We start from the raw sequence: 14,437 nt of genomic DNA on the forward strand, positions 1-14,437 counted from the left end.
ACTTTCCCGCCCCTGGGAAGACCGCGTAACTCATGTCCGAATCAAAGCCACCAACCGCCACCAGCGGTCGCGACGATCTCTTTTCCGGCCCGACGGCGCCGGCGGCGTTCCGTTTCGACGCCTCGGTGGCGGCGGTCTTTCCGGACATGATCTCGCGCTCCGTGCCGGGCTATCGCTTCAACCTCGAGCTGGTGGCCGCGATTGCCCGTCGGCACGTTCGGTCCGATTCGAGGGTCTACGACCTGGGCTGTTCGCTGGGCGCCATGACCCTCTCGATCCGCTCGGCCCTCGCCGGGATGGACGCGCCGCCGGATCGAGTCGAGCTGATTGGCGTGGACAACTCGCCGGCCATGCTCGAACGCGCCCGCGCCCAGCTCGCCGCCTTCCATTCGCCCTATCCCACCGATCTCGTCTGTGCCGATCTGGCCGAGGTGGTGCCCGAACGCGCCTCGATGGTGGTGCTCGGCTACACGTTGCAGTTCGTCGACCCGGACAGCCGGGATGCCGTGATCGAGTCGATCCACGACGGCCTGCTGCCGGGCGGCGTGCTGGTGCTGGCCGAAAAGGTCCACGAACCCGATCCCGGGGCGCAAGCCCTGATGACCGAGTTGCACCACGACTTCAAGCGGGCCAACGGCTACTCCGAGCTCGAGATTGCCGGCAAGCGTCAGGCCCTGGAAAACGTGCTGCGCAGCGAGACGGTCACGGCGCATGAACAGCGGCTGCGCCGCGCCGGATTTGCCGAGGTGGTGATGCTCTCGCGCCATTACGGTTTCTGCCTGTGGTTGGCGCGACGATGCAAAAAAACAACGCGAGATGCCGACGGATCGGTGACTCCAGGGAACCGCTCATGGCGCGAGGAGACATAACTCTTATGCTGTGCGGCCCGTGCCGATCGGACGCGCGATTCGTGGCCGGTGAACAACAGGAACATAGCCGATGACATCCTCCGAACAACCCGTTGCTCGAGCCATTGGTCAAACCCTCGCCGGAACCCTGGGCCGGGGACTCGCCTTGACGATGCTGTCGCTCGGCCTCCTGGTCGCGACGGGCGTCCAGTCGGCCCCGATCGCCGACGAGACCGGCCTGTCCGGCGAAGTCCAGCCGCTGGTCGGGGTGATCTCGAGTCGCTCCAACCTGGCCGTCTCCAGCGACCAGAAACGCATCGATTCCCTCTACAGCCTCTCCTCGCGCGAGATGCGCGCCGTGGGGGGCGTGCTGGGCCGCATCGACTACACCGTGGTGCCGCGCGAGCTCGCGCTCTACGCCGGCACCCCGCGGTCGGCACTGGCCGACGGCGAGCTCGCCCTCGAGCTGGGCGCGCGCTACCTGGTCGACCGGGTCGGCCTGCTGACCGCCGGGGTGATCCCGGTCACGGTCAACGATAGCGAGGTGTGGTCGGATCCATTCGTCACGGGGACCCGCCGGGATGCCAGCGACGTCGACCGGCGGGGTCTGCGTCTGGGTCTCGCCGGCATCGCCGGCACCGGCCTGTCGATCGACTACCGTCTCTATCGTCGCGACATCGACCAGGAGCGCTCCGGCCAGGCATTGGGGCTGTCGGCCGCCGATCGCCGACTGCTAGACCGCGAGGGCACCGAGCATCGGTTCGACCTCAACTATCGCCTCGCCGTGACCGACAACCTGAGTCTCACCCCGGGCGTGCAGTATCGCCGCCTGGATGCCGATGGTGCCGCGAATCGCGGCTGGCTGGTTCGACCGCAGCTGACCGCGAGCTACGACATCGATCGCTGGTCGCTCTCGATGACCGGCTACTACGGGGTGGATCGCTACGACGCCCGTCAACCGATCTACGACGAGTACCGCGATGGCCGGGAAATGGGCGTGGTCGCCGGTGTGCGCTACGCCGAGCCATTCGGCTGGTCGAACTGGTCGGTCAATGCCTACGGCGTGTGGTCCGAACGCGATTCCGACATCCGGTTCTATGACCAGGAAACCGGCCTGTTCGCCGTCGGGCTGGGTTACCGGTTCTGATTCGTCGATGAGGGATGCCGCCACCGAGGGGGCGATCGCGCTCGGCATCGAACGCATCGCTCGGCAGACGCGTGCCGCGCTCGGTCATCTCCCCCGGCGCATGCCGATGGAGGGATGGCGTACGTTCGACTGGGCGGCGGTCAACCACGGCGACTGGCCACGCTGGCTCGCCGCGATCGGCCGGCTGCCTGAACGACCGGTCGATGCCGTCAACCACCTTGATTGCCCTGCCATCACTGCCCGGGCCGAGGCGCCCCTGCCCGGGCTCGAGGACGCCCTCCGCGACCTGATCCCGTGGCGCAAGGGCCCGTACGAGCTCTTCGGCGTAACGATCGACACCGAGTGGCGCTCGGACCTCAAGTGGGACCGACTGGTCGACCATATCCAGCCGCTCGCCGGGCGGCGGGTGCTCGATATCGGCAGCGGCAACGGCTATCACCTCTGGCGCATGCTCGGTGCCGGGGCGGATTTCGCGCTCGGCGTCGATCCCACCTGGGTGTTCGTGGCGCAGTTTCATGCCGTCGCCCACCTGCTCGGCGAGACGCGTGCCGGCATCGTGCCCACCACGCTGGAGGGTTTTCCGCAGCGCCCGCGCTTCGACACCGTCTTCTCGATGGGCGTGCTCTACCACCGCCGCGACCCGTTCACGCACCTCGGCGAACTCAAGGCCTGCCTGCGTCCGGGCGGCGAGCTGGTGCTCGAGACCCTGGTGGTCGAGGGCGATGCCACCACCATTCTCACGCCGGCCGATCGCTACGCCGGCATGCGCAACGTCTGGTTCCTGCCCAGCCCGGCCGCCGTCATCGGCTGGCTCAAGCGCATGGGTTTCGTCGATCCCGAGCTGGTCGACGTGTCGGTGACCACGACCGAGGAGCAGCACCGCACCGAGTGGTTCGGCGACCGGCAGTCGCTGGTCGACTTCCTCGATCCCGACGATCCTGTCCGTACCCGCGAAGGGCTGCCTGCGCCCCGGCGCGCGATCATCACGGCCCGCTGCCCGGGCTGAGGCCCGGCACGCTCCCTCTACTAGTTGCCGGCGAACAGCCGGCCAAGGTTGGGGTAAACGGTAGCTGCGGCCAATACTCCCCTCGATATAGCGGGAAGCTGGTCGGGCTCGAGTTAGGGAGGATGAAATGCCGTTCAGAGCGGCTTAGAAAAGGCGTGGTACATGGGCAACATTTTGATGAGCTCGCCGATAAGTTCGGCTGCATCCGCACATTCTTGCGCCAAGTCCCGGAAGTCCTGCGGCGTGTACTTCCATGTCTTTGGTATTGGTTCTGGTTTAAAGGTTGGCATGCTCAAACCTTTAGCCATCCGTTGTGCAGCCGAACCGCCTGTCCTCCACGCGAATTCGTTATGCCTGTCGGTGATGATTCCGAAGAATCCATGCGCCAGCTTGGCTCGACGCGTGGCGAGTTGCTCGTACTTATCAAGCTCTATCGAAAGCCACTGCGCAAAGCCTTCATTGGTCAAAGCGGTTTCAGTCAAAATCACCTCAACCTTTCTCTTTGTCGAGGTCATCTTTCGCCATCTTTCCACTGCGGTCGGGGCCTCTTCCCAGCGAATCATGGCAAGCATGACCCCTAGAGTTGCTTCCAAGCTTGCAAATGAGGTGATACAGGCGCCCACACCGGAGCTAAGCACAGGGTGGTTGGCAACGGCTTCTGTACTCCAGTCGATCGGAGGGTCCTGGCGTCGTAGTGGTTGGGGCATGGCGCATCGAATAATACGGATTGAATGGCTCGATGGGCTGTGGGTCGATCGAGAGCGTAGCGGAGAAATTGACCTGGACACCTGCACGCCATCAATCCCGCCCTGTACGAGTATCTGTCTAGGGCCGGTAATCATCATAGCCCGCCACGCGTACTGAGCCATTGACCGTCAGCTCCCAGCGAAAAGCCGATCGAGGTTCCGGTAGCCGATCGCCTCGGCCAGGGCGGCCGAATCGATCGCCTCGCGATCCTCGTAGTCGGCGATGCTGCGGGCGAGCTTGAGGATCCGTTCGCGTGCCCGCCCCGAAAGATTCAACTGCTCGATCGCCCGGTTGAGCATGTCGCGCTCGGCGTTGGCCAGCACGATGTGTTCGGCCACCCCGGCGGCGTCCAGCCGCGCGTTGACCACTCCTTGTCGAGCCCGCATGCGCTCTCGCGCGGCAATGACCCGCTCGCGGACGGCTTGGCTGTCCTCACCGTCCGGCTGGGCCTGATCCAGATCGGTGGCCGGCACGCGCGGTACCTCGAGGTGAATGTCGATCCGGTCGAGCAAGGGCCCGGAAACCTTGGCGCGGTAGCGCTGGGCCGCGCGCGAGTGGATCTCCGTGCCCTGCGGTGAGGGGTTCATCGCCGCGACCAGCTGAAAGTCGGCCGGGAAGCGGGCGTGGCGTGCGGCCCGGGAGATCATCACCGAACCCGCCTCGAGCGGCTCGCGCAGGGCCTCGAGCACGCGGCGATCGAATTCCGGCAGCTCGTCGAGAAAGAGCGTGCCGTGGTGGGCGAGCGAAATCTCCCCCGGCGCCGGGTGAGAGCCGCCACCGATCAGCGCGACGGCCGAGGCCGAATGGTGCGGGGCGCGAAACGGGCGTTCGCCGAAGCGAGTCGGGTCGAACCCACCGGGCGTGACCGTGGCGACCTCGGCGGCGGCCAGCGCCTCCTCCTCGGTCATCGGGGGCAGGATGCCGGCCAGCCGCTGGGCCAGCATGCTCTTGCCGGCACCCGGTGGACCGATCAGCAAGAGGTTGTGTTTGCCCGCCGCCGCGATGGCGAGCGCGCGCTTGGCGCGCGGCTGACCGCGGACGTCGGCCAGATCCCCGTTGATGGCCGGGTCGACCGGCGGGGGTGGGCGGTGTTCCAGTCGCACGGGATCGGCCTCGCCGGCGAGGTAGGCGACCAGGTCGCGCAGGTGATGCAGTCCTCGCCCGGCCACCCCCGGGATCAGTTCCGCCTCGGCCTGCCCGTCGACCGGCAGGAGCAACTCCCGCCCGGCATCGCGCGCCGCTCGAGCCGCCGACAGATTGCCGCGCACCGAGCGCAGGCCGCCGTCCAGGGACAGCTCGCCCAGGCATTCGATCTGTGACAGGCGTTCGCGTGCGGGTGCCGGCAGCTGGCCGGTGGCGGCCAGGATGGCCAGGGCGATGGCGAGATCGAAGCGCGCGCTTTCCTTGGGCAGGTCGGCCGGGGCCAGATTGACGGTCAGCCGTCGTGGCGGGAACTCAAAGCCCGAGGACAGGATCGCCGCGCGTACGCGGTCCCGCGACTCGCGCACGGCGGTCTCGGGAAGCCCGACCAGGGTGAATGCCGGTAGTCCCGGGGCGACGTGGGCCTCCACGGTGACTTGCGGGGCATGAATGCCGAGCAGCGCCCGGCTGTGGATCTTGGCGATGGGCATGTCCGTATGCCTCGTTTGTCGGGTTATCGGTCGGCGCCTATTGCGGGAAACTCGGCGCCGAGGAGGGGTGAGCTGAGGCAGCTGGCGGCCGGGCATCCATGCCCGTCGGCCGTGGTCGTTCTGGCGAACCGGTCCGGAAACCGCTTCGCGGGTCCTGGGTTCAGTTGGCCATGTCGCCTTCTTCATTCTCGGGCTGGCCGCCGTGGTGCTTTTCCATCTCGGCGACGCGCTGCTCGAGCGCCTCGAGCTTGGCACGGGTGCGGGCGAGCACCTGGGTCTGGACGTCGAATTCCTCGCGCGTGACCAGATCCATGCGGGAAAACCCGTTGCTGACGGCCTGGCGGACGGCCTTCTCGAACTCCTGCTTGCCCTCGCGCAGGCTGTCGGGCATTGCCTGCTCGATGCGCTGGGAGATCTCTTCGATCGTGTGGGTGATGGACATCTCGGTACCTCGGGTGGTTCGTGCAGACCTGACCTCGGGATTGTTGGGGATACCCCGGGCAGATGCAAGACAACCTGAGCCGGGGAGATCACACCGATCCGCACCCCGAAGCATCGGTGTATCGCGGGCGATACACCGGTCGATCACGGGCGTGCCGTGCGCACCATAAAGAGGCAGGCGAGAAAATTGCCGTCCCCAAATTGGGGAGGCGGGGCGGTCGGTGCCGAAGAGGGTTTCGGTGAGGTCGTCGATAAGTGTCTATAAGTAAAGGAAAACCGCAACTGGCACGGGCGGTGCAATGGCCTGGGTGAACCCGAACGTTCACCTGATGGAGCACAGACATGAAAAAGACCCTTATCGCTACCAGCATTGCCTCCGCCGTCAGCCTGTCGGCCCTCACCCTGCCCTCCGTGGCTGCGGCCGAGGTGTCCGCCAATGTCGGCGTGGTCTCCAACTACTTCTTCCGTGGCGTGACCCAGACCGACGACGGCGCAGCCGTCCAGGGTGGTCTCGACTACGCGCACGACTCCGGTTTCTACGCCGGCACCTGGGCGTCCACCGTCGATTTCGGCGACGGCACCAGCTACGAGCTCGACCTCTACGCCGGTTACGGCGGCAGCATCGGCGATCTCGGCTACGACGTGGGCTACATCTACTACGCCTACCCGGACGGTGACGATCTCGACTTCGGCGAGATCTACGGCTCGCTGTCCTACAGCTATCTCACCGCGGGCCTGGCCTACACGGTGAACTCCCAGGCCACGGGCGAAAGCGCCTTCGACACGGGCGACCTGTACTACTACGCCGGTGTCGACGTGCCGTTCGGCGAGTCCGGCTACAGCGGCAGCCTGTACTACGGCTACTACACCTTCGATGCCGACAGCTCGACCAACGAGCTCGATTACGGCCACTGGAGCGCCGGCCTGTCCAAGGATGCCGGTGAATTCGGCTCCTTTGGCCTGAATCTCGAACTGGCCGACATCGACGAGAACCACGGCTTCGGCGACGACAACTCGGACGACCTGAAGCTCTGGATCAGCTGGTCGAAGTCGTTCTGATCGCCCCCGCCCCAAACGGACTCATGGGTCGGCCCGGTGCCGGCCCGCATCCGAGGAGAGAGACATGAAACTGATTACGGCAATCATCAAGCCCTTCAAGCTTGACGACGTGCGCGAGGCGCTCGGCGGCGTCGGCGTGAAGGGCATCACCATGACCGAGGTCAAGGGCTTCGGTCGCCAGAAAGGCCACACCGAGCTGTATCGCGGCGCGGAATACGTGGTCGACTTCCTGCCCAAGGTCAAGCTGGAGATGGTCGTGGACGACGCGCTCGCCGACCAGGTGATCGAGGTGATCACCAACGCGGCGAGTACCGGCAAGATCGGCGACGGCAAGATCTTCGTCTCGCCGATCGAGGAAGCCATTCGCATCCGGACCGGCGAGACCGGTACGGACGCCCTTTAAGCGGAGGATTTCACCGTGGAAACTCAAGTCATCGAACTGGGCTATGCCCTCGATACGTTCTACTTCCTGATCGCCGGTGCCTTCGTCATGTGGATGGCGGCGGGCTTCACCATGCTCGAGGCGGGCCTGGTGCGCTCCAAGAGCACCGTCGAGATCCTGACCAAGAACATCGCGCTGTTCTCGATCGCCTGCGTGATGTACATGGTGGTGGGCTACAACATCATGTACAGCGACGGCATCTCCAGCCTGATCCCGGGCCTGTCGTTCTTCATCGGCGGCGACAACTCGGCGGCGGACGTCGTGGCGAGTGGTGGCGACATCTACTACTCCAACATGGCCGACTTCTTCTTCCAGGTCGTGTTCGTGGCCACCGCCATGTCGATTGTGTCCGGCGTGGTCGCCGAGCGCATGAAGCTGTGGGCCTTCCTCGCCTTCACCGTGGTCCTCACCGGCCTGATCTACCCGATCCAGGGCTACTGGAGCTGGGGTGGCGGCATCCTGAGCGATCTCGGCTACTCCGACTACGCCGGCTCGGGCATCGTCCACTTCACCGGTGCGGTCGCCGCGCTGGCGGGTGTGCTGCTGCTTGGTCCGCGTAAGGGCAAGTTCGGTCCGAACGGCCAGGTCAACGCCCTGCCGGGTGCGAACCTGCCGCTGGCGACCCTAGGTACGTTCATCCTGTGGCTGGGCTGGTTCGGCTTCAACGGCGGCTCGGAGCTCAAGGTGTCCGACGTCGGTTCGGCCAACGCCGTCGCCCAGGTGTTCACCAACACCAATCTGGCGGCCGCCGGTGGCGTGATCGCGGCGATGATCACCTCGCGCCTGGCCTTCGGCAAGGTCGACCTGACCATGGTGCTCAACGGCGCGCTGGCCGGTCTCGTCGCCATCACCGCCGACCCGGCTTCCCCGTCGGCCCTGCTGGCGACCCTGATCGGTGCGATCGGCGGCGTGATCGTGGTGTTCTCGATCCTCGGTTTCGAGAAGATCAAGATCGACGACCCGGTCGGTGCCCTGTCGGTCCACGGCGTGGCCGGTATCTGGGGTGTGCTGGCGGTCCTGCTGTCGAACGACGAGGCGACCCTCGGCGGGCAGCTCGCGGGTCTGGCCCTGATCGGTGGCTTCGTCTTCGTCGCCAGCCTGGTGATCTGGCTGATCCTCAAGGCCGTCATGGGCCTGCGCATCAGCGAGGAAGACGAGCAGGAAGGCGTTGACTCGGTCGAGTGCGGCATGGAGGCCTACCCCGAGTTCACCAACAAGTAAGGACGCATCGAGTCGTTCGACGACACAGGGACGTGTCAGGAAAAACGAGGCCCGGGCAACTGCCCGGGCCTTTTTGCGTGCGTCGGCCGGCATGGAGGCCGGCGTCGCTCAATCGTCGGGCGGCTTGATCCGTTCGATGCCCTGGGAACCGAGAAAGGCCTGGAAGGCCTCGACCTGTTCCACGGGTACGTCGAGGCGTGCGGTGACCCGGTTGCCGTAGTCGATCGATTGCAGTTGGGCGCCGTGCTGCTCCGCCCAGTGCCGCAACGGTTGCTCGTCGGCGAAGTCGAACGCCAGGTCGAACCCCTGCTGCGGGCGATGCGCGTCCAGGGGGAGGTCGGCGAGCGCCTGTTGTGTCGCCCCGGCATAGGCGCGCACCAGGCCGCCCGCGCCCAGCTTCACGCCGCCGAAGTAGCGCGTCACCACCACGATCACGTCGCCGATGCCCTTGTGCTGGATCACGTTGAGGATCGGCTTGCCGGCCGTGCCGCTCGGCTCGCCGTCATCGCTCATCGCCGCGCTGGCGGCGGTGTCGGGATTGCCGACCAGGTAGGCCCAGCAATGATGGCGGGCGTCCGGGTAGTCAGTCTTCATCGAGTCGACGAAGGCCAGGGCGGCCCGGCGGTCCGCGACCGGCCCGGCACGGGCGATAAAGCGGCTTTTCTTGACCTCGAGCTCGCGCTCGATCGTCGTGGCCGGGGTGACGTAGCCGGTTGACGAGGGTTGCTGGCTCATGACGTCATAACGGAAAACGCCTGCCGGGTGGGCAGGCGCGGTATGTAATTGGAGCGCTTGTCGATCAGGCGACTCAACGGGCGAGCTTGGCTTCCACCGCGTCGCGGGTCTCGCGCCCGGCCAGCTGTTCGACCAGCGCGAGCGCAAAGTCCATCGCCACCCCCGGGCCCCGGCCGGTGACCAGGTTGCCGTCGACCACCACGGCCTCGTCGGTCACCTCGGCCCCCTGCGCCTCGTTGGCATCGAGCGCGCCGGGGAAATGCGTGATGCGCCGGCCCTTGAGCAGGTTTGCGGCGGCCAGCACCTTCGGCGCGGCACAGATCGCGCCGATCCAGCGTCCGGCAACCGACTGGTCCTGCAGGCGCTTGAGCACCCGCTTGTCGGCGGCGAGGTTGTTCGCCCCCGGCTGGCCGCCAGGCAGGACGATGGCATCGAAGACCCGGCTGTCGTCGAGCAGCGTGAGGTTGGTATCCGCGACCACCGTGGTGCCGCGCGAACCGGTCACCTCATCCTCGTGCAGGGCGGTGATCTCCACCTGGATCCCGCCACGACGCAGGATGTCGATGGTGGTGATGGCCTCCAGGTCCTCGAACCCGGGTGCCAGGATGACCAGAGCCTTGCTTGCCATGTCGTGTTTCCTCCTCGTGTGCCGCCGGATCAGCGGTGGGTGTTCTTGCTGACGATCACCATGCCCTTGAGCATGTTGAGTGCCTCGTAGAGCTGGTAGTCACGGATGACGAGCGGTTCGCGCTCCTCGTCGTCCTCGTCGCCCTCCGCCTGCTTGATGGCATCCATCATGTCCGAGTCGCCGTTGGTCAGGTGGCCGGCCAGGCTGGCCTCGGAGATCGAGAACACGTCCTCGATGTCGCTGACCTTGAGCTGGTGGACGGTGACGTCGGGCGTGATGCCCTCGGCCTGGATGGAGCGGCCGCTCGGGGTGTAGTAGCGCGCGGTGGTCAGGCGCAGGGCGCCGCCGTTTGACAGCGGCATGATCGACTGGACCGAGCCCTTGCCGAAGGTCTTCTCGCCGATGACCAGTGCCCGGCCGCTGTCCTGCAGGGCGCCGGCAACGATCTCGGACGCCGAGGCCGACCCGCCGTTGACCAGCACCACGATGGGCGCGCCGTCGAGGCGATCGCCGTTGCTGGCCTCGAAGCTCATCTTGGCGTCGGCAACCCGGCCCTTGGTGTAGACGATCTGGCCTTCCTCTAGGAAGGCGTCGACCATCTCGACCGAGCCGTCGAGCACGCCGCCCGGGTTGTTGCGCAGGTCGAGCACCAGCCCCTTGAGCGCCTCGTCCTCGTTCTTCTCGACCAGCGCATCGAGGGCCTTGTGCATCTGCTCGACGGTGCGCGACTGGAACTGCGAGACGCGGATGTAGCCCATGCCCGGCTCGAGCAGCTCGTGCTTGACCGACTCGGTCTTGATGATCGCGCGGGTGATGGTGAACTCGAGCGGTTTCTTCTCGCCTTCGCGGGCGATGGTCAGGTCGATGTCGGTGTCCGGCTTGCCGCGCATGCGCTTGACGGCCTCTTCCAGGTCCATGTCCTGGGTGAGCTCGCCGTCGATGCGGATGATCTTGTCGCCCGCCTCGAGCCCGGCGCGCTTGGCCGGCGTGTCGTCGATCGGCGCGATGACCGTCAGCACGCCGTCCTTCATGCCGACCTGGATGCCCAGGCCGCCGAATTCGCCGCTGGTGGACTCGCGCAGGCTCTTGAATTCCTCGTCATCGAGGTAGCCCGAGTGCGGATCGAGCTCCGAGATCATCCCGCGGATGGAATTCTCGATCAGCTCGCCCTCGCTGATGTCGTCGACGTAGTCCGAGCGCACCCGGTCGAGCACGTCGGAGTAGGTCCGCAGCTGCTCGAGCGGGATGTCGCCGTTGACGTCGGCCGGGCGTTCGGCCATCGCGTTGATGGCGATGGCAATGGCAAAACCGAAGAAGGCGGCGATGCCCAGGCTCGAGGTTTTGCGGATCCAAGTGGTCATGGTGTTCTCTCTAGACATGTATCGTCGGCGTCGTGCGGCCGGTCGGGCCGGTCAGGCGTCTGCCCAGGCGGCAGGCCGTGTGGTTACGTGACGGTGGGGGCGAGACGGCGGCAATCAAGATGCCCCGTCCAACGCGATCGCCCGGCCGCGGTCGTCCGCCCCTGGCGCTCGTTTCGTCGCCCCCCGGTCGCCCCCGACCAGGCCCGGGCCTGGTCGGCATGGGCACCGCCAACTATGCCACGGTCGCGCCCCCGGCGGCGAGCCCGATCGGTGGATCGGAACGTACCTTGAATAGTACACGCGGCGACCCGGTGCCATCGCCGTCCGGTCAGCCGCCCACGGCCTGGCGCCAGGCCGGCCAGCGGCCCGGATCGACCGGCCGATTGCCCCGCCGCACCTCCACGTACAACCCCTCCTGGCCGGCGTCGATCACGCCCGATGTGCAGAGGCGATCGCCCCGCTCGACCCGGTCGCCCTTGGCGACGTCCAGCGAGCGGCAATGGGCGTAAAGGGAGAGAAAGTCGCCATCGTGGCGCAGCATCACCAGTTGCCCCCATCCCTTGAGCGTGCCGGCGAAGGCCACCCGCCCGCCGTCGACCGCCCGCACGGCGCTGGCACCGTCGGCGTGGAAGATCACGCCATCGTTGCGCAGGCGGCCTTGCGGCAGGGTTTCGCCAAAGCGTCGCTCGATGCGCCCGGTGATCGGGATGCTGCCGTCATCCCGGACCTGGGCGGGGGGCGTCGTGCCGGGCGGTTCGCTTTCCTGTCTGGCCAGCCGCTCGGTCCGCTCGCGTTCGGCCCGCTGCTCGGCCTCGCGGCGTTCCTGGTCCGCGCGCTTGGCCGCTTCCTCGGCGGCCTTGCGTGCCGCGGCCACCTCGCGATCGAGTCGGCGCTTGCGGTCCAGCAGGCCTTTCAGGTCCCGCTGCTGCTTGTCCAGTGTCTCGCCCAGCGAGGCGAGCAGTCGTTGCTGTTCGGTGAGGTTCTTGCCCACCTCTTCGTAATGGCGATCGAGCCGCGTGCCCGCGTCGCGCAGCTCGCGGTCGGTCTCGGCGATCGCCGTACGGTTCTCGGCCAGCTCGACGCGTTGCCTTTCCAGGGCCCGGCGGGCCTCCTGGACCGGGCGAATCAGGGCGCGCAGGTAGTGCAGGTCGCGATCGGTTTGCAGGGCATCGCCATCGCCGAGCAGTGCCTGCAGCACGCTGCCGCGCGTCAGCGGGTAGGCGGCCTGCAGGCGACGCTCGAGTTCGGCCCGTCGCTGGGCCAGCCCGTCGCGCAGTTCGGCCTCGTGGCGGTCGAGGGTCCGTTGCCGCGCCTCGAGTTCGCGGCGCTCGGCGTCGAGTTCGGCCGACTTCTCTTCCAGGAAGGCCATGCGCTTTTGCAGCTTGGCCAATGCCTCGCGCGCCGCGGCCCGTTCCTGCTCGGTGGACTCGATCTCCTCGCGCTGGGCCTCGATGCGCTGCTCGATGGCCGGCTCGGCGAACGTCGGCGTGGCGGCCCCCGCCATCAGGGCCAGGGCCAGGACGAGCGGGATTGGCCGCCGGGCCGCGCGGTGGCGGTGTCGGGCCGGCGGGCTGGCGATGGGTGATTGTGGCGGTGACTGTGGCAAGGCGGCCCCTGACCGTGGACGAACGATAGGATGTGGCAGCGCCGGGTGACGGTTGCCGGGTCGGCGGTCGGCTGGGGTCACCGGCCCGCCACGGGGTCGAGCGGCGGCTGCAACAATTCGGTGGAAAAGCGGTAGTATACGGAGGTGGGGAATCTCTGCACGAATCGGCAATGCCTGCCTAAACAACGCGCGGGCGATCGTGTCGGTAGATCCCTGGGGGGAGGCCGCCGAGCGGGCCAACCGGGCCATCTGGGGTGAGCGGCGGGGCGATGGCCCCGGCCGCCGCGCATCCGGAGCTTGTCCCGGGTCCCGTGGAGGCTGTCGCCGTCCGTCACCCGCAACCAGCACTTGGGTCGAACCATGAATTTGGAAACCGAGGAATATCCCGCCACCCGGCTGATGGGCCGCTCAGAGGACATCGAGCGTGCCTCGCGGTCGTTGAAGGCGATGTCGCACCCGCTGCGGCTCAAGATCCTGTGCGTCTTGGGCGACAACGAGCTCAGCGTGCAGCAGATCGTCGAGGCCGTCGGCACGACCCAGAGCAACATCTCTCAGCACCTGGCCATCCTGCGCGACAAGGGCATCCTCGCCTCGCGCAAGGACGCCAACCGGGTGTTCTACCGGGTCTCCGACGCGCGAACGTTGCGCCTGATCGGCATGATGCAGGAAGTTTTTTGCCCGCTTAATTAGGATAGAATAAAATAATTCTATTCGGGTGTGCCTTTCCTTGCTGGCGCGCCCTCCTAACGAGTTTTTGCGGAGGCATGCACATGACGACCGATCGCTACGTTCGCATCATCGCCGGGTTGATGATCCTGGCCACCCTCGCCCTGGCGCACGTCACCGGCCAGGCGGATCTCGGCCGGTTGTCCTGGCTGTGGCTGACCGCGTTCATCGGCCTGAATCTGTTCCAGAGCGGCATCACCCGCTTTTGCCCGCTGGATTCGATTCTGGCCAAGCTGGGCGTGCGGCGCGCCTCCTGAGTCCAGCCGCCGGTCGCGAAACGGCCGGCTCGTTGACCCGACAAGGCACCGGATCGGCATCATGCCGCCGGTGCCTTGAATTTTTTGTGCGCCGCGGCCATTGTATGGCCCACCTTATCTCCCCCGATTTTCAGAGAAGACGCAATGGAATCCTTTATCGATTTCCTGGCCCGCCACTGGGTGCTCTCGACCGTAGCCGCCGTCCTCATCGTGCTGCTGGTTAGCAACGAGCTCTCCCGCCGCCTGCAGAAGTTCAAGACGCTCGATCCGGCCGAGGTCGCCCGCAAGGCCGGCCGCGACGGCGTGGCGCTGATCGACGTGCGCGAGGACAACGAGTGGAAGGCCGGGCACATCAAGGGCGCGCGCCACATCCCGCTGGGCAAGCTGGAAAAGAAGCTCGGCGAGATCAAGGGCGAGAACCCCGACGAGGTGGTGCTGTACTGCCGCTCGGGCAATCGCTCGGCCACCGCGGCCAACATCCTGGTCAAGGGCGGGTTCGAGAACGTCAGCCATCTCGGCGGCGGCATCCTGGCCTGGGAAGGCCAGAACTACCCCGTTTCCAAGGGCAAGTAAGGCGTTCGG

The 14,437-nt window shown here is 66.6% G+C and carries 16 protein-coding genes; 9 read left to right on the forward strand and 7 right to left on the reverse strand.

Annotation, left to right across the window (positions count from 1 at the left end):
• The first annotated feature begins 32 nt into the window (after positions 1-32).
• The 3 genes from cmoA (at position 33) to cmoB (ending at position 3,001) form a co-directional block, all read left to right on the forward strand.
• Entirely contained in the window at positions 33-869 is an 837-nt protein-coding gene (gene cmoA, locus LV475_RS02675; protein WP_136867393.1) for a carboxy-S-adenosyl-L-methionine synthase CmoA, read from the forward strand.
• Positions 870-1,020: 151 nt separating this feature from the next.
• Entirely contained in the window at positions 1,021-1,995 is a 975-nt protein-coding gene (locus LV475_RS02680; protein WP_169303644.1) for a DUF2860 family protein, read from the forward strand.
• Positions 1,996-2,002: 7 nt separating this feature from the next.
• Positions 2,003-3,001: a tRNA 5-methoxyuridine(34)/uridine 5-oxyacetic acid(34) synthase CmoB gene (gene cmoB, locus LV475_RS02685; RefSeq protein WP_211238821.1), complete on the forward strand. Its 999-nt coding sequence runs from the start codon at positions 2,003-2,005 to the stop codon at positions 2,999-3,001.
• 134 nt (positions 3,002-3,135) lie between these two features.
• On the opposite strand, the gene LV475_RS02690 is transcribed toward cmoB, so the two are convergent.
• The 3 genes from LV475_RS02690 to ubiK all read right to left on the reverse strand — a co-directional run bounded on the left by LV475_RS02690 (position 3,136) and on the right by ubiK (position 5,821).
• Positions 3,136-3,564: a hypothetical protein gene (locus tag LV475_RS02690; protein WP_136867395.1), complete on the reverse strand. Its 429-nt coding sequence runs from the start codon at positions 3,562-3,564 to the stop codon at positions 3,136-3,138.
• 312 nt (positions 3,565-3,876) lie between these two features.
• Positions 3,877-5,379 (reverse strand): YifB family Mg chelatase-like AAA ATPase, encoded by a 1,503-nt coding sequence (locus tag LV475_RS02695; RefSeq protein ID WP_136867396.1) that lies wholly within the window; start codon positions 5,377-5,379, stop codon positions 3,877-3,879.
• A 160-nt stretch (positions 5,380-5,539) separates the two neighbouring features.
• Entirely contained in the window at positions 5,540-5,821 is a 282-nt protein-coding gene (gene ubiK, locus LV475_RS02700) for a ubiquinone biosynthesis accessory factor UbiK (RefSeq protein WP_136867397.1), read from the reverse strand.
• 341 nt (positions 5,822-6,162) lie between these two features.
• On the opposite strand from ubiK, the gene LV475_RS02705 reads away from it, so the two are divergent.
• The 3 genes from LV475_RS02705 to LV475_RS02715 all read left to right on the forward strand — a co-directional run bounded on the left by LV475_RS02705 (position 6,163) and on the right by LV475_RS02715 (position 8,542).
• On the forward strand, positions 6,163-6,879 hold the full coding sequence (locus tag LV475_RS02705; RefSeq protein ID WP_136867398.1) for a TorF family putative porin: 717 nt from the start codon (positions 6,163-6,165) through the stop codon (positions 6,877-6,879).
• 64 nt (positions 6,880-6,943) lie between these two features.
• Positions 6,944-7,282, forward strand: coding sequence for a P-II family nitrogen regulator (locus LV475_RS02710; RefSeq protein ID WP_136867399.1), 339 nt, complete (start codon positions 6,944-6,946; stop codon positions 7,280-7,282).
• Positions 7,283-7,297: 15 nt separating this feature from the next.
• Positions 7,298-8,542 (forward strand): ammonium transporter, encoded by a 1,245-nt coding sequence (locus tag LV475_RS02715; protein WP_136867400.1) that lies wholly within the window; start codon positions 7,298-7,300, stop codon positions 8,540-8,542.
• 108 nt (positions 8,543-8,650) lie between these two features.
• Here LV475_RS02715 and LV475_RS02720 read toward each other — a convergent pair whose 3' ends face one another.
• The 4 genes from LV475_RS02720 to LV475_RS02735 all read right to left on the reverse strand — a co-directional run bounded on the left by LV475_RS02720 (position 8,651) and on the right by LV475_RS02735 (position 12,770).
• Positions 8,651-9,277, reverse strand: coding sequence for a YigZ family protein (locus LV475_RS02720; protein ID WP_136867401.1), 627 nt, complete (start codon positions 9,275-9,277; stop codon positions 8,651-8,653).
• Between the two features lie 73 nt (positions 9,278-9,350).
• Entirely contained in the window at positions 9,351-9,905 is a 555-nt protein-coding gene (locus LV475_RS02725) for a DJ-1 family glyoxalase III (protein WP_136867402.1), read from the reverse strand.
• 29 nt (positions 9,906-9,934) lie between these two features.
• Entirely contained in the window at positions 9,935-11,266 is a 1,332-nt protein-coding gene (locus tag LV475_RS02730) for a S41 family peptidase (RefSeq protein WP_136867403.1), read from the reverse strand.
• 328 nt (positions 11,267-11,594) lie between these two features.
• Positions 11,595-12,770 carry a murein hydrolase activator EnvC family protein gene (locus LV475_RS02735; RefSeq protein WP_250105723.1) on the reverse strand — a complete coding sequence of 392 codons (1,176 nt, stop codon included), beginning with the start codon at positions 12,768-12,770 and terminating at the stop codon, positions 11,595-11,597.
• 462 nt (positions 12,771-13,232) lie between these two features.
• On the opposite strand from LV475_RS02735, the gene LV475_RS02740 reads away from it, so the two are divergent.
• The 3 genes from LV475_RS02740 to LV475_RS02750 all read left to right on the forward strand — a co-directional run bounded on the left by LV475_RS02740 (position 13,233) and on the right by LV475_RS02750 (position 14,428).
• Complete coding sequence (locus LV475_RS02740; RefSeq protein WP_058574906.1) at positions 13,233-13,562, forward strand: ArsR/SmtB family transcription factor; 330 nt, start codon at positions 13,233-13,235, stop codon at positions 13,560-13,562.
• Positions 13,563-13,642: 80 nt separating this feature from the next.
• Positions 13,643-13,855 (forward strand): YgaP family membrane protein, encoded by a 213-nt coding sequence (locus LV475_RS02745; protein WP_136867405.1) that lies wholly within the window; start codon positions 13,643-13,645, stop codon positions 13,853-13,855.
• A gap of 144 nt (positions 13,856-13,999) precedes the next feature.
• Positions 14,000-14,428, forward strand: a complete 429-nt coding sequence (locus tag LV475_RS02750; protein WP_136867406.1) for a rhodanese-like domain-containing protein — start codon at positions 14,000-14,002, stop codon at positions 14,426-14,428.
• Positions 14,429-14,437: the final 9 nt, after the last annotated feature.

Source organism: Guyparkeria hydrothermalis, from assembly GCF_023555375.1.
In the GTDB taxonomy this organism is placed as follows: domain Bacteria; phylum Pseudomonadota; class Gammaproteobacteria; order Halothiobacillales; family Halothiobacillaceae; genus Guyparkeria; species Guyparkeria hydrothermalis.

Coding starts and splice junctions, on each gene's coding strand:
- LV475_RS02750 (WP_136867406.1), top strand. CDS start 14,000: ATGGAATCCTTTATCGATTTCCTGGCCCGCCACTGGGTGCTCTCGACC.
- LV475_RS02695 (WP_136867396.1), bottom strand. CDS start 5,379: ATGCCCATCGCCAAGATCCACAGCCGGGCGCTGCTCGGCATTCATGCC.
- LV475_RS02680 (WP_169303644.1), top strand. CDS start 1,021: ATGCTGTCGCTCGGCCTCCTGGTCGCGACGGGCGTCCAGTCGGCCCCG.
- cmoB (WP_211238821.1), top strand. CDS start 2,003: ATGAGGGATGCCGCCACCGAGGGGGCGATCGCGCTCGGCATCGAACGC.
- LV475_RS02730 (WP_136867403.1), bottom strand. CDS start 11,266: ATGACCACTTGGATCCGCAAAACCTCGAGCCTGGGCATCGCCGCCTTC.
- LV475_RS02740 (WP_058574906.1), top strand. CDS start 13,233: ATGAATTTGGAAACCGAGGAATATCCCGCCACCCGGCTGATGGGCCGC.
- LV475_RS02745 (WP_136867405.1), top strand. CDS start 13,643: ATGACGACCGATCGCTACGTTCGCATCATCGCCGGGTTGATGATCCTG.
- LV475_RS02710 (WP_136867399.1), top strand. CDS start 6,944: ATGAAACTGATTACGGCAATCATCAAGCCCTTCAAGCTTGACGACGTG.
- LV475_RS02720 (WP_136867401.1), bottom strand. CDS start 9,277: ATGAGCCAGCAACCCTCGTCAACCGGCTACGTCACCCCGGCCACGACG.
- LV475_RS02735 (WP_250105723.1), bottom strand. CDS start 12,770: ATGGCGGGGGCCGCCACGCCGACGTTCGCCGAGCCGGCCATCGAGCAG.
- LV475_RS02690 (WP_136867395.1), bottom strand. CDS start 3,564: ATGATTCGCTGGGAAGAGGCCCCGACCGCAGTGGAAAGATGGCGAAAG.
- LV475_RS02705 (WP_136867398.1), top strand. CDS start 6,163: ATGAAAAAGACCCTTATCGCTACCAGCATTGCCTCCGCCGTCAGCCTG.
- ubiK (WP_136867397.1), bottom strand. CDS start 5,821: ATGTCCATCACCCACACGATCGAAGAGATCTCCCAGCGCATCGAGCAG.
- cmoA (WP_136867393.1), top strand. CDS start 33: ATGTCCGAATCAAAGCCACCAACCGCCACCAGCGGTCGCGACGATCTC.
- LV475_RS02725 (WP_136867402.1), bottom strand. CDS start 9,905: ATGGCAAGCAAGGCTCTGGTCATCCTGGCACCCGGGTTCGAGGACCTG.